The organism is Chimaeribacter sp. YP20170169 (genome assembly GCF_056739715.1).
The window spans coordinates 3,360,725-3,385,159 of sequence record NZ_CP176824.1 but is presented as its reverse complement, the minus strand read 5'-3'; the positions used below and the strand labels follow the sequence as shown (position 1 = coordinate 3,385,159).

General features: G+C 62.0%; 27 protein-coding genes. 5 read left to right on the top strand and 22 right to left on the bottom strand.

The window, feature by feature from the left end; genetic code table 11:
• Nucleotides 1–8 precede the first annotated feature (8 nt).
• The 10 genes from ACK3SD_RS15435 to ACK3SD_RS15390 form a co-directional block, all read right to left on the bottom strand.
• Entirely contained in the window at nucleotides 9–1,025 is a 1,017-nt protein-coding gene (locus ACK3SD_RS15435; protein ID WP_137764438.1) for a glutathione S-transferase family protein, read from the bottom strand.
• A 78-nt stretch (nucleotides 1,026–1,103) separates the two neighbouring features.
• On the bottom strand, nucleotides 1,104–1,523 hold the full coding sequence (locus tag ACK3SD_RS15430) for a DoxX family protein (protein WP_481126062.1): 420 nt from the start codon (nucleotides 1,521–1,523) through the stop codon (nucleotides 1,104–1,106).
• 212 nt (nucleotides 1,524–1,735) lie between these two features.
• Nucleotides 1,736–2,026 (bottom strand): YqjK-like family protein, encoded by a 291-nt coding sequence (locus ACK3SD_RS15425; protein ID WP_137764437.1) that lies wholly within the window; start codon nucleotides 2,024–2,026, stop codon nucleotides 1,736–1,738.
• Complete coding sequence (locus tag ACK3SD_RS15420) at nucleotides 2,023–2,427, bottom strand: phage holin family protein (protein ID WP_137764436.1); 405 nt, start codon at nucleotides 2,425–2,427, stop codon at nucleotides 2,023–2,025. The genes ACK3SD_RS15425 and ACK3SD_RS15420 overlap by 4 nt, the downstream gene beginning before the upstream one ends.
• Nucleotides 2,428–2,429: 2 nt before the next feature.
• On the bottom strand, nucleotides 2,430–2,735 hold the full coding sequence (locus tag ACK3SD_RS15415) for an ElaB/YgaM/YqjD family protein (protein WP_481126061.1): 306 nt from the start codon (nucleotides 2,733–2,735) through the stop codon (nucleotides 2,430–2,432).
• Between the two features lie 128 nt (nucleotides 2,736–2,863).
• The gene (locus tag ACK3SD_RS15410; RefSeq protein WP_481126060.1) at nucleotides 2,864–3,235 is read right to left on the bottom strand and encodes a DUF1090 domain-containing protein; all 372 of its coding nucleotides are present in this window, start codon (nucleotides 3,233–3,235) and stop codon (nucleotides 2,864–2,866) included.
• Nucleotides 3,236–3,419: 184 nt separating this feature from the next.
• Nucleotides 3,420–3,806, bottom strand: a complete 387-nt coding sequence (gene mzrA / locus ACK3SD_RS15405) for an EnvZ/OmpR regulon moderator MzrA (protein ID WP_481126059.1) — start codon at nucleotides 3,804–3,806, stop codon at nucleotides 3,420–3,422.
• Nucleotides 3,803–4,480 (bottom strand): DedA family protein, encoded by a 678-nt coding sequence (locus ACK3SD_RS15400; protein WP_137764432.1) that lies wholly within the window; start codon nucleotides 4,478–4,480, stop codon nucleotides 3,803–3,805. Before ACK3SD_RS15400 ends, mzrA begins: the two co-directional genes overlap by 4 nt.
• Nucleotides 4,481–4,824: 344 nt before the next feature.
• A complete protein-coding gene (gene exuR / locus ACK3SD_RS15395) occupies nucleotides 4,825–5,601 on the bottom strand; it encodes a transcriptional regulator ExuR (protein ID WP_137764431.1) in 777 nt (258 codons plus the stop codon).
• Between the two features lie 182 nt (nucleotides 5,602–5,783).
• Entirely contained in the window at nucleotides 5,784–7,082 is a 1,299-nt protein-coding gene (locus ACK3SD_RS15390) for an MFS transporter (protein WP_481126058.1), read from the bottom strand.
• A 472-nt stretch (nucleotides 7,083–7,554) separates the two neighbouring features.
• On the opposite strand from ACK3SD_RS15390, the gene uxaC reads away from it, so the two are divergent.
• From uxaC to ACK3SD_RS15375, 3 genes are all read left to right on the top strand, one after another.
• Nucleotides 7,555–8,967 carry a glucuronate isomerase gene (gene uxaC, locus ACK3SD_RS15385; RefSeq protein WP_481126057.1) on the top strand — a complete coding sequence of 471 codons (1,413 nt, stop codon included), beginning with the start codon at nucleotides 7,555–7,557 and terminating at the stop codon, nucleotides 8,965–8,967.
• A 60-nt stretch (nucleotides 8,968–9,027) separates the two neighbouring features.
• A complete protein-coding gene (locus tag ACK3SD_RS15380; RefSeq protein WP_481126056.1) occupies nucleotides 9,028–10,518 on the top strand; it encodes a UxaA family hydrolase in 1,491 nt (496 codons plus the stop codon).
• A gap of 140 nt (nucleotides 10,519–10,658) precedes the next feature.
• Entirely contained in the window at nucleotides 10,659–11,198 is a 540-nt protein-coding gene (locus ACK3SD_RS15375) for a YgjV family protein (protein ID WP_481126055.1), read from the top strand.
• Nucleotides 11,199–11,201: 3 nt separating this feature from the next.
• On the opposite strand, the gene ACK3SD_RS15370 is transcribed toward ACK3SD_RS15375, so the two are convergent.
• From ACK3SD_RS15370 to pyrB, 7 genes are all read right to left on the bottom strand, one after another.
• Nucleotides 11,202–11,945: a proteasome-type protease gene (locus ACK3SD_RS15370; protein WP_481126054.1), complete on the bottom strand. Its 744-nt coding sequence runs from the start codon at nucleotides 11,943–11,945 to the stop codon at nucleotides 11,202–11,204.
• A gap of 11 nt (nucleotides 11,946–11,956) precedes the next feature.
• A complete protein-coding gene (locus ACK3SD_RS15365) occupies nucleotides 11,957–12,766 on the bottom strand; it encodes a transglutaminase family protein (RefSeq protein ID WP_481126053.1) in 810 nt (269 codons plus the stop codon).
• Complete coding sequence (locus ACK3SD_RS15360; RefSeq protein ID WP_481126052.1) at nucleotides 12,763–13,689, bottom strand: alpha-E domain-containing protein; 927 nt, start codon at nucleotides 13,687–13,689, stop codon at nucleotides 12,763–12,765. Before ACK3SD_RS15360 ends, ACK3SD_RS15365 begins: the two co-directional genes overlap by 4 nt.
• Complete coding sequence (locus ACK3SD_RS15355; protein ID WP_481126051.1) at nucleotides 13,683–15,119, bottom strand: circularly permuted type 2 ATP-grasp protein; 1,437 nt, start codon at nucleotides 15,117–15,119, stop codon at nucleotides 13,683–13,685. Before ACK3SD_RS15355 ends, ACK3SD_RS15360 begins: the two co-directional genes overlap by 7 nt.
• A 229-nt stretch (nucleotides 15,120–15,348) precedes the next feature.
• Entirely contained in the window at nucleotides 15,349–15,735 is a 387-nt protein-coding gene (gene ridA / locus ACK3SD_RS15350; protein WP_137764424.1) for a 2-iminobutanoate/2-iminopropanoate deaminase, read from the bottom strand.
• A gap of 76 nt (nucleotides 15,736–15,811) precedes the next feature.
• Complete coding sequence (pyrI, locus tag ACK3SD_RS15345) at nucleotides 15,812–16,276, bottom strand: aspartate carbamoyltransferase regulatory subunit (protein WP_481126050.1); 465 nt, start codon at nucleotides 16,274–16,276, stop codon at nucleotides 15,812–15,814.
• 13 nt (nucleotides 16,277–16,289) lie between these two features.
• Nucleotides 16,290–17,237 (bottom strand): aspartate carbamoyltransferase, encoded by a 948-nt coding sequence (pyrB, locus tag ACK3SD_RS15340; protein ID WP_137764422.1) that lies wholly within the window; start codon nucleotides 17,235–17,237, stop codon nucleotides 16,290–16,292.
• 399 nt (nucleotides 17,238–17,636) lie between these two features.
• On the opposite strand from pyrB, the gene ACK3SD_RS15335 reads away from it, so the two are divergent.
• Nucleotides 17,637–18,101: a NanQ anomerase/TabA/YiaL family protein gene (locus ACK3SD_RS15335; RefSeq protein WP_481126049.1), complete on the top strand. Its 465-nt coding sequence runs from the start codon at nucleotides 17,637–17,639 to the stop codon at nucleotides 18,099–18,101.
• 27 nt (nucleotides 18,102–18,128) lie between these two features.
• On the opposite strand, the gene ACK3SD_RS15330 is transcribed toward ACK3SD_RS15335, so the two are convergent.
• Complete coding sequence (locus ACK3SD_RS15330) at nucleotides 18,129–19,829, bottom strand: alpha-amylase family glycosyl hydrolase (protein ID WP_481126048.1); 1,701 nt, start codon at nucleotides 19,827–19,829, stop codon at nucleotides 18,129–18,131.
• A gap of 143 nt (nucleotides 19,830–19,972) precedes the next feature.
• Nucleotides 19,973–20,983 (bottom strand): ornithine carbamoyltransferase, encoded by a 1,011-nt coding sequence (gene argF, locus ACK3SD_RS15325; protein WP_481126047.1) that lies wholly within the window; start codon nucleotides 20,981–20,983, stop codon nucleotides 19,973–19,975.
• A 170-nt stretch (nucleotides 20,984–21,153) separates the two neighbouring features.
• On the opposite strand from argF, the gene rraB reads away from it, so the two are divergent.
• The gene (gene rraB / locus ACK3SD_RS15320) at nucleotides 21,154–21,579 is read left to right on the top strand and encodes a ribonuclease E inhibitor RraB (RefSeq protein ID WP_137764418.1); all 426 of its coding nucleotides are present in this window, start codon (nucleotides 21,154–21,156) and stop codon (nucleotides 21,577–21,579) included.
• A 52-nt stretch (nucleotides 21,580–21,631) separates the two neighbouring features.
• On the opposite strand, the gene ACK3SD_RS15315 is transcribed toward rraB, so the two are convergent.
• The 3 genes from ACK3SD_RS15315 to ACK3SD_RS15305 form a co-directional block, all read right to left on the bottom strand.
• A complete protein-coding gene (locus ACK3SD_RS15315; protein WP_481126046.1) occupies nucleotides 21,632–23,068 on the bottom strand; it encodes a 6-phospho-beta-glucosidase in 1,437 nt (478 codons plus the stop codon).
• Between the two features lie 114 nt (nucleotides 23,069–23,182).
• Entirely contained in the window at nucleotides 23,183–23,917 is a 735-nt protein-coding gene (locus ACK3SD_RS15310; RefSeq protein WP_481126045.1) for a MurR/RpiR family transcriptional regulator, read from the bottom strand.
• Between the two features lie 9 nt (nucleotides 23,918–23,926).
• Nucleotides 23,927–24,430 carry a GNAT family N-acetyltransferase gene (locus ACK3SD_RS15305; RefSeq protein WP_481126044.1) on the bottom strand — a complete coding sequence of 168 codons (504 nt, stop codon included), beginning with the start codon at nucleotides 24,428–24,430 and terminating at the stop codon, nucleotides 23,927–23,929.
• Nucleotides 24,431–24,435 lie beyond the last annotated feature (5 nt).

Sequence of the window (24,435 nt, the reverse complement as noted above, 5' to 3'; positions counted from 1 at the left end):
CCGGCCGGCTACAGGTTCTCTTCCTCTTCATGCTCCTCGCTGCCGAAGCGCTGGTCGCGCCCGTGCTCGGCCAGCAGATCGCCCTGCGGCCCGATGGAGATGATGCCGCTCGGGTTGATGGTCTTGTGGCTGCGGTAGTAGTGGTGGCGGATGTGGTCGAGGTTGACCGTCTCCTCAATGCCCGGCAGCTGATAGATATCACGCAGGAAACCATGCAGGTTCGGGAAGTCGCTCAGGCGGTGGCGGTCGCACTTGAAGTGGGTGACGTAGACCGGGTCGAAGCGCACCAGCGTCGTCCACAGGCGCAGATCGGCCTCGGTCAACTGGTTGCCGGTCAGGTAGCGCTTGAAGCTCAGGATCTGCTCCAGCCGCTCCAGCGCCTCAAACACGCCCGCGACCTCGGTGTCATAGGCCTCCTGACTGGTGGCAAAGCCGGACTTATAGACGCCATTGTTCACCTTGTCATAGATCCAGGCGTTGAGATCGTCAATCTCATTGCGCAGCGCCACCGGGTAGTAGTCACCCGCGCGCGCGCCCACTGCGTCAAAGGCGCTGTTGAACATGCGGATGATGTCGGCGGACTCATTGCTGACGATGGTCTGCTGCTGCTTGTCCCACAAGACCGGCACCGTCACGCGGCCGGTGTAGTCAGGCTGCGCCTTCAGATAGAGCTCGTAGAGGTAGTTGAACTGGTAGAGATCGTCACCGGTGGCGGCGGGGAAGTCATCGCCGAAAGTCCAGCCGTTCTCCAGCATCAGCGGGTGCACCACGGAAACCGGGATCAGCGTCTCCAGCCCCTTCAGCTTGCGCATCAGCAGGGTGCGGTGCGCCCACGGGCAGGCCAGCGAGACGTAGAGGTGGTAGCGATCCGGCTCGGCGCGGAAGCCGCCGCGGCCATGCTCACCCGGCTCGCCATCCGGCGTCACCCAGTTGCGGAATTGCGAGGCGGAGCGCTTGAAGTGGCCGCCGGTCGATTTGGTGTCATACCAGGTGTCCTGCCAGACGCCGTCAACGAGCTGTCCCATGGGTATCTCCTTACGTGGCTAAAAAAAGAGGGGCGGGTGCTGACTGCGCCCGCCCCCTGATAGGGTAAGTGTAGTGAATTACGCGCGGGTTACCGAGCCGGAAAACAGGCCGCGTTTTTTCAGCAGTGCATCCAGGCTGAAGCCACCGGCACCGACCACGCTCAGCACCAGGAAACCGCCGGCGATGGAGAGGTTCTTCATGAACATCATCTGGTTCATCTCATCGGCGAAGTTGCTGTGGAACAGCAGCGCCGTCAGCACGGTAAAGATGGCGGTGATGAAGGCCGTGGTACGGGTCAGGAAGCCAAACAGGATGGCCAGACCGCCGCCGAACTCCAGCAGGATGGTGAGCGGCAGCATAAAGCCGGGCACGCCCATGCTCTCCATATATTGCTGGGTCGCGCCGTAGGCACCGATTTTGCCGTAGCCAGCGGTAATGAACAGGATCGGCATCAGGATGCGTGCAACCAGCAGGCCAGTATCTTCTAATTTCTTCATCATCTTATCCTCGGTCATTTTGCTGGTTCGCTCTGGCGGCCAGCCGATTTTTTTTGCCCCAGCCCGCGATTGGCGCGCTGTGTGGCGGTGTGTGTGTTCGATGGAGAGGAGTGTAGGGGAGTTAGAAAAAAGAAGTAAGCTGATAAAATTGCCGTAAAAACTCAAAAAAATTGAACAAGTGTTGGCAGAGCAAAAAAAACGGTAGCGCCGGGCTACCGTGGGGAGAGGGTATTGCGAACCAGCTTGACGGTGCCCCAGATGCCAAGGCCACGGCGTACCAGCCGCACCACTTTGTTGGGGTGGCGTACCGTGTAGACCGCCATCAGGCTCGAACCAATGGCGAGGTACTTCTTCATGCCCATCAGCTTGATCCAGCCGCGGTCATAGGGCGCGGTCACCTCCAGCCACTGTTCGCAGCCGACGGTGAGATCCATGCGCTGCTGCTGGATCAGCGCCAGCAGGCGCTGCTTCTCACGTTCGCGTTCCAGTTGGGGACGGCTCATGGGATCTTCTTCTCCAGCATGGCGCGGTCAATCTGTAATTGCCGCCGGGTGGCCCCCAGCAGGGTGGAGCGCTTGGCTTTTACCAGCGTCCAGATGGCTAAACCGCCGCCCAACACCAGCAGTGCCGCCGTGGCGATCCAGAGCGCGGTCTGGCGATAGTCCGGGTCAATCGCCCAGAAGATTAGCACCAGCAGGCTCACCAGCCCGAAGACCAACAGGATTAGGGAGATACCGGTCATCAGCAGCAGTTGAACCAGATTGGATTTCTCCTCCTCCAGCTCTACTACCGCCAGCTTCACCCGGGTTTCGATCAGGCCGACCAGGGTGGTGGTGACACGGTGCGCAACATCCAGGACCCCTTTCGCGGGGCCCTGGGATTCAGGTTTCTGATAATCCGCCATAGTTATCGACGCGCAATCAGGACGCCGACAATCACGCCGACGGCGGCACCGATGCCAATGCCTTTCCACGGGTTCTTGTGGACGTAGGTATCAGCCTGGCTGGCAATCTCTTTGGTCTGGTGGGCCAGACGGTCACCGGTGTCGCTCAGGCGCACACGGGTATCCTTCAGCGCACCTTCCGCCTTGCTGCGTAGACGATCCCACTCCGCCAGTGGCTTCTCAGAGGAGGAGCGCAGCACATCTTCCAGGGTGTCTGCCAGCGACTTGAGTTCGGCACGTAAATTTTCCGTGGTGTAATCTTTTGCCATCGGTAACTCCTTCGTTTACAGGACGGTATGAACATAGAGATGGCCGTGGGCGCGCCAATCCACAGGGCCTGACAGACAGGCCGCCGTGGCGTTGAAGAGGGGACGAAAGGGGGCTCAGGTCCCTCCGGCTACTCCCCGGCGGCGCGCAGCTCAGCGATCGCCTCTTCCAGTTTTTTCTGGCGCACGGCGATCTTGTCCTTATCGCCGCTAGCCTGTGCTTCCCTTAAATCTTGTTGCCGTTCCGCCACTTCCTGCTCGTATTCACGCACCTTGCGCTGTTTGTCTGCCTCCAGCGTCTGGGCGGTGCAGTTGGCTTTCACCTGCGTCAGCGCCTTCATCAGGCCGGAGACGCGCTCGGTTTGCCCCTGCTGGCGCGCCTGCGCCAGCTGCTGCTCGATTTCCTGTGCCTTGCTGTCGCAGGTCTCGTTGATCGCCGCGGCGCAACTGCCCGCCAGCAGCGGCAGGGTGAGGAGCAGAGCCAGTGAAGTGCGAAACGTCATGATCCGGTCTCCTTCTCAGGGTAGCGGCACGTTGCCGCCGGGGGCGGGATACAGGGTTTACCGCCACACTGGTAAGCATAGACCTGAAATTCGCATCCCCCCAAAAAAACAGGCTTTTTCGGAAAAGTTTTGTGCAGGCGGGCAAAAAAAACGCGCCGGGCGGCGCGTGATGGGAGGGGGGAAGCTAACCGATCCGCAGGTGATCGAGGGCCAGCTTTTTGACCCAGGCCTGCTCGGCGGCCACGGCGCGCAGCCCGACCGTGTAGCCCTGCGGCAAAATCAATGACAGCGCCTCACGCGCCTGCTGCTGCTGTTGCGGCGAGGCGAGGCGGATGATCAGCGTGTCATTCTCCGGCGTGATGCTCTTGATGCGGATGCCGCGCTGGTCAAGGGTCTGGTAGACGAAGAAGCCGTCCGGCAGCGTCTGGCCGCGCCGCTCGGGGCGAATGGTCAGGGCGCTCTCCTGGCTGGCACCGCGCGGCAGCGCCAGCAGCCCCAGCACGGCAAAGGCCAGCATCAGGCCAGCCAGCCACCGCCAGCGCAGGGCGGAAGGGGGGAGAAAGCGTTTCATAAGGGATTTCCTTTATCCGCACTGCCCTGCTTTTTGCGCCACAGCACCACCAGCGAGCCAATCAGGCCCAGCACCAGCAGCACCAGCGGCAGCATCATCAGGCAGAACATCAATTGATCTTCATATTGTAAAAACAGCGGCGTTCGGCCAAGGATAAAGCCGAGCGTGGTAAGGATCACTACCCACAGGAAGCCGCTCACCCAGTTGAAGAACTGGAAACGGCTGTTGCTGAGGCCAGAGAGACCGGCGATGGTCGGCAACAGGGTACGGACAAAAGCCAAAAAGCGGCCCACCAGCAGCGCGGAGAGGCCGTGGCGGTGGAACAGGTTGTGCGCCCGCTGGTGGTAGTGGGCGGGCAGATGCGCCAGCCAGCTCTGCACCAGCCGGGTGTTACCAAGCCAGCGCCCCTGGATGTAGCTCAGCCAGCAGCCCAGACTGGCGGCGGAGGTGAGCACCAGCAGCGTCAGCGGGAAGTCCATGGTGCCTTTGGCGATCAGCACCCCCACCAGAATCAGCAGGCTGTCGCCCGGCAGGAAAGCCGCTGGCAACAGGCCATTCTCCAGAAAGAGGATCAAAAACAGCAAAATGTAGATCGCCCATACCAAGGTCGGATCGGCAAGTAACTCAAAATTTTGGTGCCAGAGGGCATGCAGCAGCTCTTTGATGATATCCATGCGTTGGTTCCGGAAACTCTATTTATTACTGTCAGCCCGGGAGGCGCAGCACATCCTGTCCTGCATTGATGGCCAGCTCAATATGGGGGAAGCGGGGAGCCGGCCACAGGGCGATGTTTCCCGAGATTATTCTGCGACTTACCGTTATCGGCCTCATCAACAGCAAAATCGGGTAAAAAAAGTGGTCTAACTGTAACAAAAACCGTCAGAGCGAGACAGCGGTAATGAGGATTGATCGGACAGGTTTACATTCCATTGTATTAACCGATCGAAAAGGCGGGGCGGATTTACACATCTTGACATAACTGGCAAAAAACCGGCCAGTGGCCGGTTTTCAGGAGAGGTTATTTTGGCAGGCCAAGGTGGCTCTCAAGGTGCACCACCGGGTTCTCGGTAAACAGGTAGCGGTCAACGTTGAACTCAAAGTCATCGGTGGTGGCGTGGAACAGCATCTGCTTGGTGTTCTCCAGGTGCTGCCACATCGCCAGCTTGGCCCCATGCGGATCTTTGCGCACCAGCGCCTTCAGGATCTGGTCATGATCCTCGCACCAGCTCTCGATCGACTTGTCATCAATGTGCTCATGCAGTTTCAGCCAGTAGGGGTTCTGCACGCGCTGGCTCCACATCTTCTCGACGATGGTCGCCATCGCGCCATTCTGGGTGGCGAGTGCCACCTGCACGTGGAATTTCAAATCCCACTGCGAATCGCGGAAACGATCCTCCTGGCGGGCGTGCTCCTGAATCTCCATCAGCCGCACGATGTCCTGCTTGGTCACCTGGGTGGCGGCGAACTCGGCGATGTTGCTCTCAATCAACTGGCGCGCCTGTAACAGCTCAAACGGGCCGACGCTGGCGAACTCCAGATCGCTGCTTGGCGTCACCAGATGACGCTGCTGGTTGGAGACCACATGGATACCGGAGCCTTTGCGCACCTCCACATACCCCTCCACCTCCAGCATGATGATCGCCTCACGCACCACGGTGCGGCTGACATTCATCTCCTCGGCGATATAGCGCTCCGCCGGCAGCTTATCGCCCACCGGGTAGAGGCCGGACTCGATACGCTGTTTAAACTCTGCGGCCAGTTGTTGATAAAGCCGACGCGATTCGGTGATTTCCATGGCAGTGCTCTTGGGTCAGGAGTGGAGTAGGTTTCGGTGCGTGATAGTACCACAGGTTATCAGGCGCTCCGGCGCGATAACTTGTTATACCACTTTACTATAGCCCAGCGGCTTGGCCCAGCCTATGATCTGCGGTCATAAAAGTGCAAAAAACCCGGCCTTGGCCGGGTAGGGAAGCATCATCACGCCTTGGCGGTGACCGGCAGCTCGCTGGCTGGCGCGGGCGGCTGGGCCGGGCGGTTTTGCAGCACTGTCCAGATCAGCACCGCGCCCAGCAGGTCAAACACCGCCAGCGCGGCGAACAGCGGGCTGAAGCCGAGGGTGTCGGCCAGCGCGCCCACCACCAGTGCAAACAGGGTACTGGCTGTCCATGCCGCCATGCCGGTCAGGCCGTTGGCCGTCGCCACCTCGTTGCGGCCAAACACATCCGAGGAGAGGGTGATCAGCGAGCCGGAGAGCGCCTGATGGGCGAAGCCGCCGACGCACAGCAGCGCGATCGCCGCGTAGGGGCTGGTGAACAGGCCAATGGTGCCGGGGCCAATCATCAGCACCGCGCCCATCGTCACCACCATTTTGCGCGAGACGATCAGGTTAACGCCAAACACCCGCTGGAACAGCGGCGGTAGGTAGCCGCCAACGATGCAGCCGAGGTCGGCGAACAGCATTGGCAGCCAGGCGAACATCGCAATCTCTTTCAGGTTGAAGCCATAGGCCTTGAACATAAACAGCGGGATCCAGGCGTTGAAGGTGCCCCATGCCGGTTCGGCCAGAAAGCGTGGCAGCGCGATGCCCCAGAACTGGCGGTTCTGCACGATTTGCCAGGCGCTCATTTTCTTGCCGTTGGTGGTCTGGTGGTGCGCCTCCTGCCCATCGAGGATGTAGGTACGCTCCTCCGCGCTCAGCTTTTTCTGGTCTTTTGGGTGCTTATAGAAGATGAGCCAGCAGATCGCCCAGATCAGGCTCAGCACGCCGGTGATGATGAACGCCATCTCCCAGCTGTGGGCGACAATCGCCCACACCACCAGCGGCGGGGCGATCATTGCGCCGATGGAGGAGCCGACGTTGAAGTAGCCGACGGCAATCGAGCGCTCCTTGGCCGGGAACCACTCACTGCTGGCCTTCAGGCCGGCCGGGATCATCGCCGCCTCGGCCATGCCGACCGCGCCGCGCGCCAGCGCCAGTCCGCCCCAGCTGTTCGCCAGCGCGGTGCACATGCAGAACACCGCCCACAGTATGGCGAACATGGCGTAGCCGACCTTGGTGCCGAGGATGTCCAGGATATAGCCGGCCACCGGCTGCATCACGGTATAGCAGGCGGAGTAGGCCGCCACGATGTAGGAGTACTGCTGCGTGGTGATGTGCAGCGTGTCTTCCAGGGTTGGTGCGGCAACGGCGATGGCATTGCGCGTCAGGTAACCGAGCACGGTGCCGATGGTCACCAGTGCGATCATGTACCAGCGCAGCCCTTTGATCTTACGCATATAACACACTCCCAGTCTCTGTTAGGCGATGGGTGCCGCGATCGCGGCCCCGGACACAGCGGCCGTGGCCGCTGGCGCTTCGTATTATTGTGTTGAGAGGGCCAGTGGCCCCCGGCCGGTACGTACCGCCTGCATCGCACCGGAAAGGAGAACGACCCGCGCCACCGTGGCAGGTAAGCGGCGCGGGTCTTTGCCTAAAACGCAAGCACCTTAACTTGTCATACAGATTTAAAAGTTGAGTGACATCACAATTCGCATTTTTACGCCGACCAAGCATTAGCAGACTCACGAAAGAAACGCTTTCGGTGTGGTTTTTTGTGATCGGCCTCTGATTTTACAGCGGTTATGCCTTTTACACTGGGTGGCATGGCAGAGGCATAAGCTAAAAAAGCGCTGGACGCCCTCTGAAATTGGTGTGATAACTTTGTCCGTGAGACGGATCCCGTGTGGAACGTAAGGTGAGGAACTGATTATGTCGTCATTTTTGACTGAAGATTTTCTGCTCGATACTGAATTTGCCCGTCGGCTCTACCACGACTATGCCAAAGACCAGCCGATCTTTGACTACCACTGCCATTTGCCGCCGGAACAGATCGCTCAGGACTATCAGTTCAAGAACCTGTACGACATCTGGCTGAAGGGCGACCACTACAAGTGGCGGGCGATGCGCACCAACGGCGTGGCCGAGCGCTTCTGTACCGGCGACGCCTCCGACTGGGAGAAGTTCCTCGCCTGGGCCGAGACCGTGCCGCACACTATAGGCAACCCGCTCTACCACTGGACGCACCTGGAGCTGCGCCGCCCGTTCGGCATCACCGGCACCCTGTTGAACGGGGAGACGGCGAAGACGATCTGGCAGCAGGGCAACGCGCTGCTGGCGCAGCCAGAATTCAGCGCGCGCGGCATCATGCAGCAGATGAAGGTCAAGATGGTCGGCACCACCGATGACCCGATCGACACGCTGGAGCACCACAAGGCGATTGCCGACGACGGCAGCTTTGACATCAAGGTGTTGCCAAGCTGGCGGCCAGACAAGGCGTTCAACATCGACGCACCCGGCTTCACCGACTACCTGACACGCCTTGGCGCGGCGGCGGACACGGACATCTCACGCTTTAGCCAGCTCTGTGACGCCCTGAAAGTGCGGCTGGAGCACTTTGCCGCCCACGGCTGCAAGGTGTCAGACCACGCGCTGGACGTGGTGCTGTTCGCCCGTGCCGACGAGGCCACGCTGGATGGCATTTTGGCGCGCCGTCTGGATGGCACACTGCCCAACCCGCAGGAGCTGGCGCAGTTCAAGACCGCCGTGCTGCTATTCCTCGCGGGCGAGTACCAGCGCCGCGGCTGGGTGCAGCAGTACCACATCGGCGCGCTGCGCAACAACAACACCCGGATGCTGCGCACACTGGGGCCGGACACCGGCTTTGACTCCATCAACGACCAGCCGCTGGCGGAGCCGCTCTCCCGGCTGCTGGACGCGCAGGCCGAGGCGGGCAACCTGCCGAAGACCATCCTCTACTGCCTCAACCCGCGTGACAACGAGGTGATTGGCACCATGGTCGGCAACTTCCAGGGCGAGGGCGAGCCGGGCCGGATGCAGTTTGGCTCCGGCTGGTGGTTCAACGACCAGAAGGATGGGATGCAGCGCCAAATGACGCAGCTTGCCAACCTCGGCCTGCTTAGCCGCTTTGTCGGGATGCTGACCGACAGCCGCAGCTTCCTCTCCTACACGCGCCATGAGTACTTCCGCCGCGTGCTCTGCCAGATGATGGGGCGCTGGGTGGCGGATGGCGAGGCACCGGCAGATATCCAACTGCTCGGCAACATGGTGCAGGAGATCTGCTTCGATAACGCGAAGCGCTACTTTGCCATTGAACTGAACTGATCCTGTGGGCGGATCGCTCCGCCCCTCTCTCTGTCTGGCGTCGGCCGGGAAATGACCACTATGCAAAGCACAATAAAAATACACGCCCTGGACAATGTCGCCGTCGCCCTGCGCGATCTGGAGGCCGGTGAGCAGGTGTCGCTGGATGACCAGCCGCTGGCTCTGCCGCAGCCGGTGGCACGTGGGCATAAGTTCGCCCTGCGCCCGATTGACGCTGGCGAGCACATCATCAAGTACGGCCTGCCGATTGGCCATGCGCTGGTGGCAATCGCCGCCGGTGAGCATATCCACTCGCAGAATGCCAAAACCAACCTCAGCGATCTGGATGAGTACCAGTACCGGCCAGAGTTTGCCGCGCTGCCGCCGCAGCCAGCGGATCGGCCGGTGAAGCTCTACCGCCGGGCCAATGGCGCGGTGGGGATCCGCAACGAGCTGTGGATCATCCCAACCGTAGGCTGCGTCAACGGCATCGCCCGCCAGATCCAGACCCGCTTCCTGAAAGAGACCCGCGACGCGGAGGGGATCGACGGCGTGCACCTGTTCGGCCACACCCTCGGCTGCTCGCAGCTCGGACAGGATCATGAAAACACCCGCACCATGCTGCAAAACATGGTGCGCCACCCCAACGCTGGCGCGGTACTGGTGATTGGGCTGGGCTGTGAGAACAATCAGGTCGATGTGTTCCGCAGCACGCTGGGCGAGATCGACGCGTCACGCGTACGCTTTATGGTCTGCCAGCAGCAGGATGATGAGGTGGAGGCCGGGCTGGAGCAGTTGCGTGACCTGTACCAGGTGATGCGCGACGACACGCGCGTCGAGGGGCGGCTGAGCGAGCTGAAGTTTGGGCTAGAGTGCGGCGGCTCGGATGGCCTCTCCGGCATCACCGCCAACCCGCTGCTGGGGCGCTTCTCAGATTACGTGATCGCCAACGGCGGCACCTCGGTGCTGACCGAAGTGCCAGAGATGTTCGGCGCGGAGCGCATCCTGATGAGCCGCTGCCGTGACGAGGAGACCTTCAGCAAGACCGTCAGTATGGTCAACGACTTCAAGCGCTACTTCATCGCCCACAACCAGCCGATCTACGAGAACCCCTCGCCGGGCAACAAGGCGGGCGGCATCACCACGCTGGAGGAGAAGTCGCTGGGCTGCACCCAGAAGGCCGGGCAGAGCCAGGTGGCGGACGTGCTGAAGTATGGCGAGCGGCTGAAAACGCCGGGGCTGAACCTGCTGAGCGCGCCGGGCAACGACGCGGTTGCCACCAGCGCACTGGCCGGCGCGGGCTGCCACATGGTGCTGTTCAGCACTGGCCGCGGCACCCCCTACGGCGGCTTTGTGCCGACGGTGAAGCTGGCGACCAACAGCGAGCTGGCAGCGAAGAAGCCGCACTGGATCGACTTCGACGCCGGGCGGCTGATCCACGGTGTGCCGATGGATCGTTTGCTGGAGGATTTCATCGATCTGATCGTGGCGATCGCCGAGGGCCGGCAAACCTGCAACGAGAAGAACGATTTCCGCGAGCTGGCGATCTTCAAAAGCGGCGTCACGCTCTAGATCGCACGATCTGCCCCTGCCAGCGGCGCGATTGGTTTGTCACACCGGGCAGGGCTGTTTAAAATAAGAACAGCGTTTCAAAACCGGCGCTCCCTTGCGGGGCGCCGTTTTCTTTTGGTCGTAGTGGCAAGGCAGGGTGTATGACGTTTTACTGGTTCGCGCAGGGTGTGGGGGGTGTGGCCTTTCTGGTGGGCATCACCATGTTCTTTAACCGCAACGATCGCCGCTTCAAGCAGCAGCTGGCAATTTACAGCGCCTTGATTGGCGCGCACCTGTTCCTGATGGGCGGCCACTCCGCCGCCTTCAGCGCCTGGCTGAGCGCCACCCGTACCTTGGTGGCGCTGCGCACCCGCCACCTCGGGGTGATGTGGCTCTTTATCCTCATTACGCTGGTGCTCGGCCTGACCAACGCCCACCACTTGATGGAGCTGTTGCCGATCTGCGGCACCACCATCAGTACCTGGGCACTGTTCCGCACCTCTGGCCTGACCACCCGCTGCGTGATGTGGTGCTCCACCTGCTGCTGGGTGGCGCACAACATCTGGCTCGGCTCCATCGGCGGCTCGCTGATTGAGGGCAGCTTCCTGCTGGTCAACGGCTACAACATTCTCCGCTTCTACCGCCTGCAACAGCGCGGCATAGATCCCTTTAAAACCGAGAAGGCGTTGCAGAAGTCGTGACGGCTAGCGCCCACCCCCCGGCTCGAGCGCCAGTGGCGGCAGTTGGGTGAAGGTGTTCATCAGCCCCTCGCTCCACCCCTTACGGATTGCCTCGAAGTAGGGGTGCTGCTCGGTGATGCGGTACTGCTGCGACAGGCTGAAGCTGTCATTCGGGTAGAGCAGCGCGTCGAGCGGCAACCCCACCGAGAGGTTGCTGCGCAGCGTGGAGTCCATCGAAATCAGCGCGCACTGCATCGCCTGCTCCAGCGGGGTGTCGTAGGTTAGCACCCGGTCAATGATCGGTTTGCCATATTTGCTCTCGCCCACCTGGAAGTAGGGGGTGTCATGCGTCGCCTCAATGAAGTTGCCCTGCGGATAGACGTGGAACAGCCGCGGCTCCTCACCGTGGATCTGGCCGCCGAGCAGCAAGTTGCAGGTGAAATCGGTGGTGCCATCCTGCTGACTGGCGCTGTCACGCGCGATCACCTCCCGCACCGTCTCGCCCAGCATGGTGGCGGCGTCATACAGCGAGTGGACGTTCATCATGTTGCGCTGCTCCGGGTCGAGGCAGCGCCGCTGCAACAGGCTGATGATGCTCTGGGTGGTCGCCAGATTGCCGGCGCTCTGGAGCACCAGCAGGCGCTCACCGGGCTGGTGGAACACGTGCAGCTTGCGGAAGGTGGAGATGTGGTCCACCCCCGCGTTGGTGCGCGAATCGGAGACAAACGCCAGGCCGGCCGCCAGCCGCATGGCCACGCAATAGGTCATATCATGCCCTTTCAGGATTGGGATTGGGACTGCCCGCCATCCAGCGACTGGACGGCCGCCACGGCGTGCATCTCCTCCGAGCCGCCGCCGAGGCGGATGCCGCGCACCGGGCAGGCGTCCAGATAGTCGACGCCGATCGCCAGCTTCAGGTGCTGGTTGGGCCGGCAGGTGTTGTTGGTCACGTCAAAGCTCTGCCAGTGGCCCTCCAGCCACGCCTCGGCCCAGGCGTGGGTCGCCACGTGCGCGGTGTCCTGTGAGTATAGATAGCCGCTGACGTAACGCGCCGGAATGTTCAGGCTGCGGCAGCAGGCCAGAAAGACGTGGGTATGGTCCTGGCAGACGCCGTGCCCGCCCTGAAACGCCTGACTGGCGCTGTCACTGACGCTGGTGGCGCCGGGGGTGTAGGGCATCCGCTCCAGCAGATCGCCCATCATGTCGCACAGCGCGCCGTGGCTGCCGTTGGCGGCGTGGAAACGGCTGGCGAACGCCCGGATCGCGGCATCCGGCTGGGTCAGCGGGCTGTGGCGCAGGAACACCAGCGGCGACAGCGGCCCCTGATTGTCATCCTCCACGTTGTCCTCAATCTCCACGATGCCCTGCGCCTGAATGGTGATCGCCTGATGCGGGTGGTCGAGCGTCAGCACGTGCAGCACGTTGCCGTAGGCGTCGGTGGTCTCCACCGCCTCCGCCGGCAGGTTGAGCTGCCAGGCGAGGATGTGCTGGTGGCTGGAGTCGCGCGGCGTCAGCCGCAGGTACTGGGTGCTGCGCCGCACCTGCTGGGCGTAGGTGTAGTGGGTCTGGTGGTTGACGTTCAGTCTCATTGTGCCTCCAGGTAGGTGAGGTGAATGCTGTCGGCGATGCCGCTGAGCTGGGAGAGGAACTGCGTCAGCCACTCATCCAGCCCCGGTGCCAGCACATCCTCCAGCGTGCTGAATTGCAGTTCGGCGTGCAGCGCGTGGATCTGCCGCCGTGCCGGGTTGCCCTGCGGGCCATCAATCTGCGCCAGTTGCGCCATCATGTCGCTGACGCAGGCCAGCAGCGAGCGCGGCAACTCATCACGCAGGATCAGCAGTTCGGCGATCGCCTCGCGGGTGTACTGCTGCTTGTAGAGGCTGTGGTAGGCCTCGCGGGCGCTGACCGCGCGCAGCAGGGTCTCCATGCGGTAGTACTCGCGCACCGGGTCATTGTCATGCAGCAGCCGCTCTTTGGCGCTGAGCAGCCGCGCGGTGCTGTCGGCGCGCTCCAGCAGCGTGCCAAGGCGGATGAAGTGCAGCGCGTCATTGCGCAGCAGAGTGCCGAAGGTCGCGCCACGGAACAGGTGCGAGCGCTCCTTCACCCAGTCGAAAAAGGCGTCCGCGCCGACGGCGGCCACCCCCTTACGGCGGATCAGCTTCATCTCAATCCAGGAGGCGTTGATCGCCTCCCACACCTCAGAGGAGAGGCTGCCGCGTACCGCGTGGGCGTTGTTCCACGCCATCTGCATACAGCTGAAGATGCTGCTGTGGTTGTGATTGCTGAGGGCGAAGAAGTCGAGCAGGTTCGCCATGCTGAGCTGCGGGTAGTTGGCGTCAAACAGCGCCTGCGTGCCGCTGATGTTGAGCGGCACCTGGAGGTCGGTGCGGTGGTCGGCGCGCAGCGGCATCAGGGAGAGTTTGTTGGTGACGTCGAGGATGCGCGCGGTGTTCTCCGCCCGCTCCAGGTAGCGCGCCATCCAATAGAGTTCACTGGCTGTACGGCTTAACATGCGTCATCCTCCAGTACCCAGGTGTCCTTGGTGCCGCCACCCTGTGACGAGTTCACCACCAGCGAGCCGGCGGCCAGCGCCACCCGCGTCAGGCCGCCCGGCACCAGCCGGATCTCCGCGCCGGTCAGGGCGAAGGGACGCAGGTCGATGTGGCGCGGGGCCAGCCCTTGGTCGACGAAGGTCGGGCAGGTGGAGAGCGCCAGCGTCTCCTGCGCGATGTAGTTCTCTGGCCGCGCCAGCAGCCGGTCGCGGAAGTTGGCGATCTCCTGCTTGCTGGCGGCCGGGCCAATCAACATGCCGTAGCCGCCCGCCCCGTGCACCTCCTTCACCACCATCTGGTCGAGCCGGTCGAGCACATAGGCGAGATCCGTCGGCTGGCGGCACTGCCAGGTCGGCACGTTGTTGAGGATCGGCTCCTCCGCCAGGTAGTAGCGGATCATCTCCGGCACGAAGGGGTAGACCGATTTGTCATCGGCCACGCCGGTGCCGATGGCATTCGCCAGCACCACGCCGCCCGCGCGGTAGACCGACAGCAGCCCCGGCACACCGAGCATCGAGTCGGCGCGGAACGCCAGTGGGTCGAGGAAGGCGTCATCAATGCGGCGGTAGATCACATCCACCTTGCAGGGGCCAGCGGTGGTGCGCATAAATACCGCGCCATCCTTGACGAACAGGTCGATGCTCTCCACCAGCTCCACGCCCATCTGCTGCGCCAAAAAGCTGTGCTCAAAGTAGGCGCTGTTGAAGCGGCCGGGCGTCAGCACCACCACCGTCGGGTCATTGACCGGCGAGCTCTCACGCAGGGTTTGCAGCAGGTGCGAGGGGTAGCGCTCCACCGGGGCGATGCGCTGCTCGGCGAACAGCTCCGGGTAGAGGCGCATCATCATCTTGCGGTTCTCCATCATGTAGGAGACGCCGGAGGGGGTGCGCAGGTTATCCTCCAGCACGTAGTACTCGCCGTCGCTGTTGCGCACCATGTCGATGCCCGCAATGTGGGCGTAGATGTCGCGGTGCAGCTTCACCCCCTGCATACAGGGCTGGTACTGGTCATTGGCGAGGATGTGCTCGGCGGGCACGATACCGGCCTTGAGGATCTTCTGGTCGTGGTAGATGTCATGCAGGAAGGCGTTGAGCGCCTGCACCCGCTGGCGGATGCCGCGATCCAGCTTCTGCCACTCCGCCGCCGGGATAATGCGCGGCACGCTGTCAAACGGGATCAGGCGCTCCGCGCCATCATCCTCGCCGTAGACGTTAAAGGTGATGCCCACCCGGTGGAACAGCAGCGCCGCCTCCTCCCGCTTGCGCTGCACTGCCTGCTGGTCAGCCCGCTGTAGCCACTGCCAGTAGGCGTCGTAATGGCTGCGGTGGCGGCCTTCCGCCAGCAGCATCTCATCAAAAAACGGTGAAGCGGACAGGTCAATCGTTATCATTCTCACCTCACTGACAAAACAGGCCGTTGGGTTGCCTGATCCCCACGCATAAAGCGTGCCAAGGGACAGAAAGCGGGAAAACGTGCGGCCATCACCCCTCTTGGGCACCGTTTCAGTGCGTCAGGGGCGGGGTATGCGTTGCGCCGGGGCAACGGGGTAAGTATGGACGGGGGCGGGAAAAACGCGCGGGGGGAGGGGAGGCGTGCCGCGGGCGCGGCACGCGCAGGCATCAGCGGCGAACCGCGATCGCCTCAATCTCGATTTTCACGTCTTTCGGCAGGCGGGCCACTTCCACGCAGGAGCGCGCCGGGAACGGGGCGTCATGCTCGTTGAAGAACGCCTCATAGGCGGCGTTGACGGTGGCGAAGTCATTCAGGTCTTTCACGAACACCGTGGTCTTGACGATGTCTGCCACCTTCAGGCCAGCCTGTTCCACGATCGCCTTGACGTTCTCCAACGACTGGCGCGCCTGCGCGGCCACGTCATCGGCGACGGCGCCGGTTTTCGGGCAGACCGGGATCTGGCCGGAGGTGATGATCATACTGCCGAGATCCACGCCCTGGACATAGGGGCCGATGGCGGCGGGGGCAAGCTCAGTGCTGATGGTACGGGACATGATATCTCCTGTTGGGTAAGGGAAGGTTCAGGGCATTATAGGGAGCCGGTGGCGCACTGCACAACCGGCACCCGCCTCAGTCGTTGTTCAGCACCACCTGGCGGCCAAACTCCTTCTCGCAATACTTGCACTTCAACAGCACCTCCGCGCCGCGCGCGCGTACCGCGAAGCTGGAGGCCACCGGCTCGCGCCGGCTGATGCAGTTGCCGTTCGGGCAGCGCAGCACGCCGTGGATCTGCTCCGGCAGGCTCGGCATGATCTTGCCCACCACCTCGTAGTCGTCGATGCGGTTGACGGTGGCGTTCGGCGCGTAGACCGCCAGCTGGTTCACCTGCTGCTCGGTCAGGAAGGTGTTCTCAATCTTGATGATATCCTTGCGCCCCAGCGCGTTGGAGGGCAGGTTGAGGCCGATGGTGATGCGCTGCTCGGTTTTGGTCAGCTTGAACAGCGACAGCAGCTTGAAACCAACCTGCGCCGGGATGTGGTCAATCACCGTGCCACACTTGATGGCTTCAACCTGGAGTTTGGTGTCGTGGGTCATGGGGGCGGCTCCTTCAGGCGGTCAGGTCAGCGGGAAGTTCAGGGGTCAGTACCAGCGCCAGCAGCGCCTGGCGGGCGAAGATGCCGTTGCCAGCCTGCTGGAAGTACCAGGCGTAGGGGGTCTTGTCGACGTCAGTGGTGATCTCGTCGATGCGCGGCAGCGGGTGCAGCACTTTCAGGTTGTCGCGCGCGGCGGCCAGATCGGCGGCGCGCAGCACGAACTGCGCCTTGACGTTGGCGTACTCGGAGGGGTCGAGGCGCTCCTTCTGCACGCGGGTCATGTAGAGGATGTCCAGCTCCGGCACCACCTCGTCAATGCTGGTGTGCAGGCTGTAGGTGATGCCGCGCTCCTCCAGCATGGTGAGGATGTACTCCGGCATTGCCAGCGCGTCCGGCGCGATGAAGTAGAAGCGGTTGCCGCTGAACTTCGCCAGCGCCTGCGTCAGGGAGTGCACGGTGCGGCCATACTTCAGGTCGCCGACCATCGCGATGCTGATGTTCTCCAGCCGTCCCTGCGTCTCGCGGATGGTGAAGAGGTCGAGCAGCGTCTGGGTGGGGTGCTGGTTCGCGCCGTCGCCAGCGTTGAGCACCGGCACGCCGCCGGAGAACTCGGTGGCAAGGCGCGCCGCGCCCTCCTGCGGGTGGCGCATCACAATCGCGTCAACGTAGGTGCCAATCACCGAGATGGTGTCCGCCAGCGTCTCGCCCTTCTTGCCCAGCGAGGTGTTGCTGCCATCGGCGAACCCCACCACCGACGCGCCCAGCCGGTGCATTGAGGTTTCAAACGACAGGCGGGTGCGGGTGGAGGCCTCAAAGAAGCAGCTGGCGATCACCCGGTGCTTCAGCAGCTCCGGCTGCGGGCGGGCTTTCAGCGCGGCGGCGGTGTCGAGCACCAGCTCCAGCTCCTCACGGCTCAGGTCATTAATCGAGATGATATGTTTTTGGTACAGCGGATTGGCCATTGTCGCTCTCCTGTATCTCCCCGCAGGGATGCCGGTTGGTGGGGCATGGGGTTCTGCCGCCGGATCGCAGGCAAAAAAAAGCCCCTCAATGAGGGGCGTTCTACGATCGGGGCAACGGGAGGAAAAACGGCGGCGCGCCCCGGTTGGGGCAGGGCATTCTGGCGATGTGCGGCAACAGAAAACGCGGCGTTTCTCATGATCTCTCCCGGCAAATTGGGGCGCATTATACGCACGCCGTGTGACTCTGCAAGATGAAAGTTCTCACTTTTGCCACAACGCAACCGTTTGTCCAGCGACATCTGGCCATCTGGCCATCGGCTGAAAACGTTAGCCCGATCCCAATGCCCGCCGCACCCTGGGTTATAATGAAACGCCTTTTCATTTTAACCAGGGGATACCATGATTACCGGAAACATCTATGCGTTGGCGCAACTGCCCTACCTGCCCGCGCCGCTCTGCGCGGCCATCGATTATGTCAAACAGCAGATCACGGAGCAGACCCCGCTCGGCAAGCACACGCTGTGTGGCGAGGACGTGTTTGTGCTGGTCTCCGAGGAGATGACCGCCCCGGCCAACGCGCGCCGCGCCGAGTACCACGCCCAGTATCTGGACATCCAGATTGTGCTGCGCGGGCAGGAGGGGATGGCATTCAGCACCCTGCCAGCGCACCAGCCGGAGACCGACTGGCTGGTGGAGAAGGACATTGCCTTCCTGCCCCACGGCGAGCAGGAGAAGCATCTGGTGTTGCAGGCCGGTGACTTCGTGGTCTTCTACCCCGGCGAGGTGCACAAGCCGCTCTGCGCGGTGGGCGAACCGGCCCCGGTACGCAAAGCGGTGGTGAAAATGCGCGTCAGCGCGCTCTAGTGGCAGGTGCGGCGGCGCGCCGCCGCATCAGTGGCGGATCCAGGCCACCTGCCAGGGCGTCAGCGTCATCTTGCCGTTGAACGGCATATCTGTGATCAGCTCCTGCCCCACCTCATCCAGTTCCAGCTCCACCTTGTGGTCAGTCACGTTGATCACGCAGCTGATGCGATCCTCGTTTTTCGGGTCGTAGCGCTCCAGCCCGAACAGCGCAGTGCCAAGATCCAGCACCCGCTGGCCGGAGGCCGGGGCGAAGGCCGGGTGGGCGCGGCGCAGCTCAATCAGCTTGCGCAGGCCATTGTAGACCAGCGCGCGCAGGCTCTCCGGGTTCGCCAGCTCCTGCTCCACCTTGTCCGCCTCCAGCTTCTGCCGGTTGATGCGGCGGTTGATCCCCGCCTGATGCATCCCCTCGACGTCATTCTCACTGCCGAGCAGGCTGTGGTAGTAGAGTGCAGGCACGCCGACAAACGACAGCAGCAGTGACTGCGCGGCGATGAATTTTTTCGCCTTAAGCGCGTTGTTGTCCTGCTTCTCGGTCAGGGCGCTGAGGTAGTTGATGTTCAGCTCATAGGGGGAGAAGGTGCCGTCGCCGTTGTCCTTGTGCGAAACGCGCCCCTCCTTGCGAATCACTTCCGCCGCCATAAATTGCCGCTCGCTGTCGTCGAGGAAGGTCTCGGTCGGCCGCAGGCCAATGCCGTCATGGCTAGCGAGGAAGTTGAAGTAGGTGGTCTCCGGGTAGCGCGCCTCGGCGCTCAGGCCGTGTGCCCACTTGGTCAGCACCGTGGTGTCCTGACGCATGAAGGCGTGCAGCGTCAGTGGCGGCAGCGGGAACTGGTAGACCATGTGGGCCTCGTCACCGTGGCCGAAGTAGCTGATGTTCTCATGGTGCGGCACGTTGGTTTCGGTGATCAGCCGGGTGCCAGGGATCACGTAGTCGAGTACCGTGCGCCACACCTTGATGATGTTGTGCGCCTGCGGCAGGTGGATGCAGCGGGTGCCCGGCTCCTTCCAGATGTAGCCGATGGCGTCCAAGCGGATCGACTGCCCGCCGCTGGCGGCGTACTGCAGCAGGATATCGATGCTCTCCAGCAACACCTGGGGGTTGTGGAAGTTGATGTCGATCTGGTCGTCGCTGAAGGTGGTCCAGAGGTAGACCAGCTCGCCGTTGGCCTTGGTCATCGGCGTCAGTAGGCGCGAGGAGCGCGGGCGCACCACCCGGCTGTAGTCGAGCGCCGGGTTGGCGGCGATCAGGTAGTTGTCGAAGTGCGGGTCGCCATGCATGTAGCCGTGCACCCACTCGCTGGAGCGCGAGACGTGGTTGATCACGCAGTCAAACATCAGGTTGAAGTTCTGCGACAGCGCCTTCAGGTCGCCCCAGCCGCCCAGCCGCTCGTCGATGCGGCGGTAGTCAATCACGCTGAAACCGTCGTCCGAGCTGTAGGGGTACATCGGCAGGATATGGATGTCCGTCACCAGCCCATCGAAATATTTGCGGGCAAACTGGTTGAGCGTCGCCAGCGGCTTCTCGTCGCCGTGGTGGATGCTGTCCCCGTAGGTGATTAGGTAAATGCTGTTGCCATCCACCCAGTGTGGACTGGCGTGCTTGCCATACTGCCACTTGGCAACCAGCCGGAAGATCTGCCTCAACAGGTGCGCAATGTGTTCACGCGGATAGATGTTGCCGAGCAGTTTTTCTAACCGTTGCGCAAATTCCAGTTTGTTGGCGCTCATGACCTCTCCCTCTTCGGCTGCTGTCTGGAAAAGGGTAGTCGAGAATTAAGCGGAACGGCGGAAAAAGCAGCGGAAAAGTGCAAGCCAATGTGAATGCGCGGCAGGCGGCATGGAGGGCTAACCCCACGCCGCCTAAGGGGAAATTACGCCTCGGCGCTGAGGGTGGTGACCATCACCGCCTTGATGGTGTGCAGGCGGTTCTCAGCCTGATCGAACACCACGCTGTGCGGCGACTCAAACACCTCATCCGTCACCTCCATGCCGCCATGCAGGCCATACTGCTCGGCCATCTGCTTGCCGAGGGTGGTCTGGTCATCATGGAACGCTGGCAGGCAGTGCAGGAACTTCACCTGCGGGTTGCCGGTGGCCTGCACCAGCGCGCTGTTGACCTGATAGTCACGCAGCAGCGCGATGCGCTCCTGCCATACCTCTTTCGGCTCGCCCATCGACACCCAGACATCGGTATAGAGGAAATCGGCCTGCGCCACGCCCGCGGCACGATCCTCGGTCAGGGTGATGTCACCGCCGCGCGCCTGCGCCAGCGCCTTGCACTCGGCCACCAGCGCCGCCTCCGGCCAGCAGGCGCTCGGAGCCACCAGCCGCAGATCCAGCCCGGCCAGCGCCGCCGCTTCCAGCAGCGAGTTGCCCATGTTATTGCGCGCGTCGCCCAGATAGGCCAGCTTCACCCCCTGCAACGGGCGGCCCGGCAGGTGCTCGCGGATGGTCAGCAGATCGGCCAGCAGCTGCGTCGGGTGGAACTCATCGGTCAGGCCATTCCAGACCGGCACGCCAGCATACTGCGCCAGCGTATCGACAATCGCCTGCCCGTGGCCGCGGTACTGGATGCCGTCATACATCCGCCCCAGCACGCGCGCAGTGTCCTTGATGGACTCCTTGTGGCCAATCTGGCTGCCGCTGGGGCCGAGGTAGGTGACGCGCGCGCCCTGGTCAAATGCGGCAACTTCGAAAGAGCATCGGGTACGGGTCGAGTCTTTTTCGAAGATGAGCGCAATGTTCTTGCCACGCAGGTGGGGCGTTTCGGTGCCCTGTTTTTTCTCGGCTTTCAGCCGTGCCGCCAGCGCCAGCAGGCTCTCTAGCTCAGGTGGGGTGAAATCAAGTAACCGGAGGAAGTGACGTTTATAGAGTGAACTCATCGCGTGGATCTCCATGCTGACCATCAGATTAATATGAATTAAAATTCACTCTATATGTATGAATATGCAATTACAACCCCGGCAAACAAATCTTTCACGTTTGTGGTGGAGGCGGGGGCGGCGCTGTGGGAGAATGCGAGCAGATACGCCCACTGACTGAGGACTTAGGCATGGCAAACCGCGAATTGCTGGACGAACAGCGTGAAGAAACCCGTCTGATCATCGAAGAACTGCTGGATGATGGCAGCGATCCCGATGCGCTCTACACCATTGAGCACCACCTCTCTGCGGAGAAGTTCGAGGTGCTGGAGCAGGCCGCCGTTGAAGCCTTCAAGCTGGGTTATGAAGTGACCGACGCCGAGGAGCTGGAAGTTGAGGATGGCACCCGCCTGATGTGCTGCGACGTGATCAGCGAAGTGGCGCTGAACGCTGAGATCATCGACGCACAGGTCGAGCAGCTGGTGGCGCTGGCAGAGCGTTGCAACGTCAACTACGACGGCTGGGGCACCTACTTTGAAGACCCGGACGGCGAAGGCGACGAGTATGATGACGATGAGGACTTCATCGACGAGGAAGATGACGGCAAACGCCACTGATTCCCCGCGATAAAAAAAGGCGCCCCGGTGGCGCCTTTTTCTTGCCTGCGAGTTACAGCGTCTCGCCGTTGCTGGCGATCACCTGCTGATACCAGCCGAAGCTGGCCTTGCGCGAGCGCGCCAAGGTGCCGCTGCCGTCATCATATTTGTCGACGTGGATGAAGCCGTAGCGCTTGCTGTACTGGCCGGTGGTGAAGGAGACACAGTCGATGCAGCCCCACGGGGTATAGCCCATCAGCTCCACGCCATCCTCAATCACCGCTTTTTTCATCTGCTCAATGTGCGACTTCAGATAGGCGATGCGGTAATCATCCTGAATCTGGCCGTCGTCGCCCGGCTTGTCGATGGCACCAAAGCCGTTCTCAACGATAAACAGCGGCTTCTGGTAGCGCTCATAGAGCACGTTCAGCGAGTAGCGCAGGCCCACCGGATCAATCTGCCAGCCCCAGTCGGAGGCCTTGACGTGCGGGTTCGGCAGGCTGCCGGGGAAGCTGACGATGTCATCGGTGTCGCCGAGGGTGTGGGCCGACACGGCATTGCTCATGTAATAGCTCAGGCCGATGTAGTCGGTGCAGCCCTCACGCAGGATCTGCGCGTCGCCCTCTTCCATCTGGATAGTGAAGCCACGGCGCGCCCACTCCTTCAGGATGTAGGCCGGGTAGTAGCCGCGCACCTGCACGTCGGTGAACAGGAAGCGTGAGCGCATCGCCTCCACCGAGTAGATCATGTCATCCGGGTGGCAGGAGTAGGGGTAGATCGGCACACAGGCCAGCATACAGCCGATGCTGAAGGCCGGGTTGATCTGGTGGCCGAGTTTGACCACCTTGGCGCTGGCAACGAACTGGTGGTGCAGCACCTGATACATCGTCTCTTCCGGGTTTGGCTCCTCGGTGAAGACCACGCCGGAGCAGCAGTAACCGAACAGCGGGTAGCGCCAGTCACGCTGGTTGTTGATCTCGTTGAAGGTCATCCAGTACTTCACTTTGTGCTGGTAGCGGGTCATCACCACTTCGCTAAAGCGCACAAAGAACTCCACCAGCTTGCGGTTTTTCCAGCCGCCATACTCCTTCACCAGATGCCACGGCATCTCAAAGTGGGAGAGGGTGATCACCGGCTCGATGCCATATTTCAGCAGCTCGTCGAACAGGTCATCGTAGAACTGCAAGCCCGCCTCGTTGGGTTCCAGCTCGTCGCCGCGCGGGAAGATGCGCGTCCAGGCGATGGAGGTACGGAAGCACCTGAAGCCCATCTCGGCAAACAGCGCCACGTCCTCTTTGTAGCGGTGGTAGAAATCGACCGCCTCATGGTTCGGGTAGCGGTATCCCTCCTGGATGCCGTCGGTGATCACCCGGTCCACGCCATGCGCGCCGCCGGAGAGCACGTCGGCAATGCTGATGCCCTTGCCGCCCTGATCCCAGCCACCCTCAACCTGGTGCGCCGCCACCGCGCCGCCCCACAGGAAATCATCTGGTAAACCCTGCTTTGCCATTGTGAACCGCTCCATTTGGAAATAAATCCGAGTCTGGCAAAAACAAAAAATAAAGTCACGATATAACAAGGCACGCGCCGGGTAATATGTCACGCCCTGATAACAGGTTGTTTTTTAAGGCAGCGGGGCCACCTGCGCGACTTTTTTGCCGAGGGTTTCCAGAATATAGATCACCGGAATCTGGGTGGTGATATTGTGGTGGCCCGGCAACAGCACTGAGGGCATATGGTAGGCAATGTTCATGTCGGCCAATTGCGCCAGCGAGGAGCTATCGCCATTGGTAATGCTGATGATCCGGCACTGGTGCAGGCGGAACTGGCTGGCAATGCGCAGCATTTCGTGGGTTTCGCCCGAGACAGAGAGAATAATCGCCACCGCCTTGCGGTACATGTCACTGTTGACCGGATAATAGGGATCGTCGATGTGGGTGCTGAATTTCCCGACGTTGGAAAAGAAGCGCGCGCCATATTTCCCGAGGGTGCCAGAGGTGCCGGCACCGACAAAAATAATACGCTCATTCTCGGCAATCATGGCGGCGGCGGCATTCAGTTGCTGGTCAAATTCCACATTGTCGATGCTGCGGAAATAGTGGATCAGCTCGCTGATGCCAAAGGCCGGCACCGTCGCCTGCTCCTGTTGCAGGAACAGCTTGTAACGCACGCGGAACTCCGAATAGCCGGCGTAGCCCATCTTTTTGCAGAAGCGCAGGATGGTGGTGGTCGAGACGCCCACCTCCTCCGCTAGCTCGCGGATGGTCATGTAGATCACCTGCTGGCGGTGCTTCAGCACATAGTGGTAGACCAACAGCTCCAGCTCATTCAGGCAGGATACTTCCTGGTAGCTGAACATCCGGCGGCCCTACAGCGCTTTCAGCATGGTGACTTCACAGTCGCCGTGGCCGGTGGCCCCGAGCGGGCCATCAATGTGCTCAAAGCCGAGGTGCTCATAGAGCGCGATGGCCTGATTGAGGCAGGCGGTGGTCTCCAGATAGCAGTGGGTGAAACCCTGAGTGCGGGCGAACGCCAGCGCATCCAGCACCAGCCGTTTCGCCAGCCCCTGGCCGCGCAGCACCGGCATAAAGTACATCTTCTGCAACTCGCACAGCCCCGGCTCCGCGCCTGCCAGCGGGGCCAGCCCGCCGCCGCCGGCGATCTCGCCATCCGCCTCCACCACCCAGTAGACGCTGCGCGGCTGGCGGTAGACGGCATGGAGGTCATCCAGCGTCGGGTCAGCCACGGCGTAACCCTTGTCGGCGGTGAGGCCAAACTCCGTGGAGACCGTGCGGATGACGTGGGCGATGGCGGCGTTGTCCTGTTCTGTCAGCGGGCGGACGACGACACGGGAAGGCGTTGCAATGGTCATGGCAC

What these genes read in the sequence shown, in the direction of transcription:
- ACK3SD_RS15435 (WP_137764438.1), bottom strand. Translation starts at nt 1,025, where the DNA reads ATGGGACAGCTCGTTGACGGCGTCTGGCAGGACACCTGGTATGACACC.
- ACK3SD_RS15430 (WP_481126062.1), bottom strand. Translation starts at nt 1,523, where the DNA reads ATGAAGAAATTAGAAGATACTGGCCTGCTGGTTGCACGCATCCTGATG.
- ACK3SD_RS15425 (WP_137764437.1), bottom strand. Translation starts at nt 2,026, where the DNA reads ATGAGCCGTCCCCAACTGGAACGCGAACGTGAGAAGCAGCGCCTGCTG.
- ACK3SD_RS15420 (WP_137764436.1), bottom strand. Translation starts at nt 2,427, where the DNA reads ATGGCGGATTATCAGAAACCTGAATCCCAGGGCCCCGCGAAAGGGGTC.
- ACK3SD_RS15415 (WP_481126061.1), bottom strand. Translation starts at nt 2,735, where the DNA reads ATGGCAAAAGATTACACCACGGAAAATTTACGTGCCGAACTCAAGTCG.
- ACK3SD_RS15410 (WP_481126060.1), bottom strand. Translation starts at nt 3,235, where the DNA reads ATGACGTTTCGCACTTCACTGGCTCTGCTCCTCACCCTGCCGCTGCTG.
- mzrA (WP_481126059.1), bottom strand. Translation starts at nt 3,806, where the DNA reads ATGAAACGCTTTCTCCCCCCTTCCGCCCTGCGCTGGCGGTGGCTGGCT.
- ACK3SD_RS15400 (WP_137764432.1), bottom strand. Translation starts at nt 4,480, where the DNA reads ATGGATATCATCAAAGAGCTGCTGCATGCCCTCTGGCACCAAAATTTT.
- exuR (WP_137764431.1), bottom strand. Translation starts at nt 5,601, where the DNA reads ATGGAAATCACCGAATCGCGTCGGCTTTATCAACAACTGGCCGCAGAG.
- ACK3SD_RS15390 (WP_481126058.1), bottom strand. Translation starts at nt 7,082, where the DNA reads ATGCGTAAGATCAAAGGGCTGCGCTGGTACATGATCGCACTGGTGACC.
- uxaC (WP_481126057.1), top strand. Translation starts at nt 7,555, where the DNA reads ATGTCGTCATTTTTGACTGAAGATTTTCTGCTCGATACTGAATTTGCC.
- ACK3SD_RS15380 (WP_481126056.1), top strand. Translation starts at nt 9,028, where the DNA reads ATGCAAAGCACAATAAAAATACACGCCCTGGACAATGTCGCCGTCGCC.
- ACK3SD_RS15375 (WP_481126055.1), top strand. Translation starts at nt 10,659, where the DNA reads ATGACGTTTTACTGGTTCGCGCAGGGTGTGGGGGGTGTGGCCTTTCTG.
- ACK3SD_RS15370 (WP_481126054.1), bottom strand. Translation starts at nt 11,945, where the DNA reads ATGACCTATTGCGTGGCCATGCGGCTGGCGGCCGGCCTGGCGTTTGTC.
- ACK3SD_RS15365 (WP_481126053.1), bottom strand. Translation starts at nt 12,766, where the DNA reads ATGAGACTGAACGTCAACCACCAGACCCACTACACCTACGCCCAGCAG.
- ACK3SD_RS15360 (WP_481126052.1), bottom strand. Translation starts at nt 13,689, where the DNA reads ATGTTAAGCCGTACAGCCAGTGAACTCTATTGGATGGCGCGCTACCTG.
- ACK3SD_RS15355 (WP_481126051.1), bottom strand. Translation starts at nt 15,119, where the DNA reads ATGATAACGATTGACCTGTCCGCTTCACCGTTTTTTGATGAGATGCTG.
- ridA (WP_137764424.1), bottom strand. Translation starts at nt 15,735, where the DNA reads ATGTCCCGTACCATCAGCACTGAGCTTGCCCCCGCCGCCATCGGCCCC.
- pyrI (WP_481126050.1), bottom strand. Translation starts at nt 16,276, where the DNA reads ATGACCCACGACACCAAACTCCAGGTTGAAGCCATCAAGTGTGGCACG.
- pyrB (WP_137764422.1), bottom strand. Translation starts at nt 17,237, where the DNA reads ATGGCCAATCCGCTGTACCAAAAACATATCATCTCGATTAATGACCTG.
- ACK3SD_RS15335 (WP_481126049.1), top strand. Translation starts at nt 17,637, where the DNA reads ATGATTACCGGAAACATCTATGCGTTGGCGCAACTGCCCTACCTGCCC.
- ACK3SD_RS15330 (WP_481126048.1), bottom strand. Translation starts at nt 19,829, where the DNA reads ATGAGCGCCAACAAACTGGAATTTGCGCAACGGTTAGAAAAACTGCTC.
- argF (WP_481126047.1), bottom strand. Translation starts at nt 20,983, where the DNA reads ATGAGTTCACTCTATAAACGTCACTTCCTCCGGTTACTTGATTTCACC.
- rraB (WP_137764418.1), top strand. Translation starts at nt 21,154, where the DNA reads ATGGCAAACCGCGAATTGCTGGACGAACAGCGTGAAGAAACCCGTCTG.
- ACK3SD_RS15315 (WP_481126046.1), bottom strand. Translation starts at nt 23,068, where the DNA reads ATGGCAAAGCAGGGTTTACCAGATGATTTCCTGTGGGGCGGCGCGGTG.
- ACK3SD_RS15310 (WP_481126045.1), bottom strand. Translation starts at nt 23,917, where the DNA reads ATGTTCAGCTACCAGGAAGTATCCTGCCTGAATGAGCTGGAGCTGTTG.
- ACK3SD_RS15305 (WP_481126044.1), bottom strand. Translation starts at nt 24,430, where the DNA reads ATGACCATTGCAACGCCTTCCCGTGTCGTCGTCCGCCCGCTGACAGAA.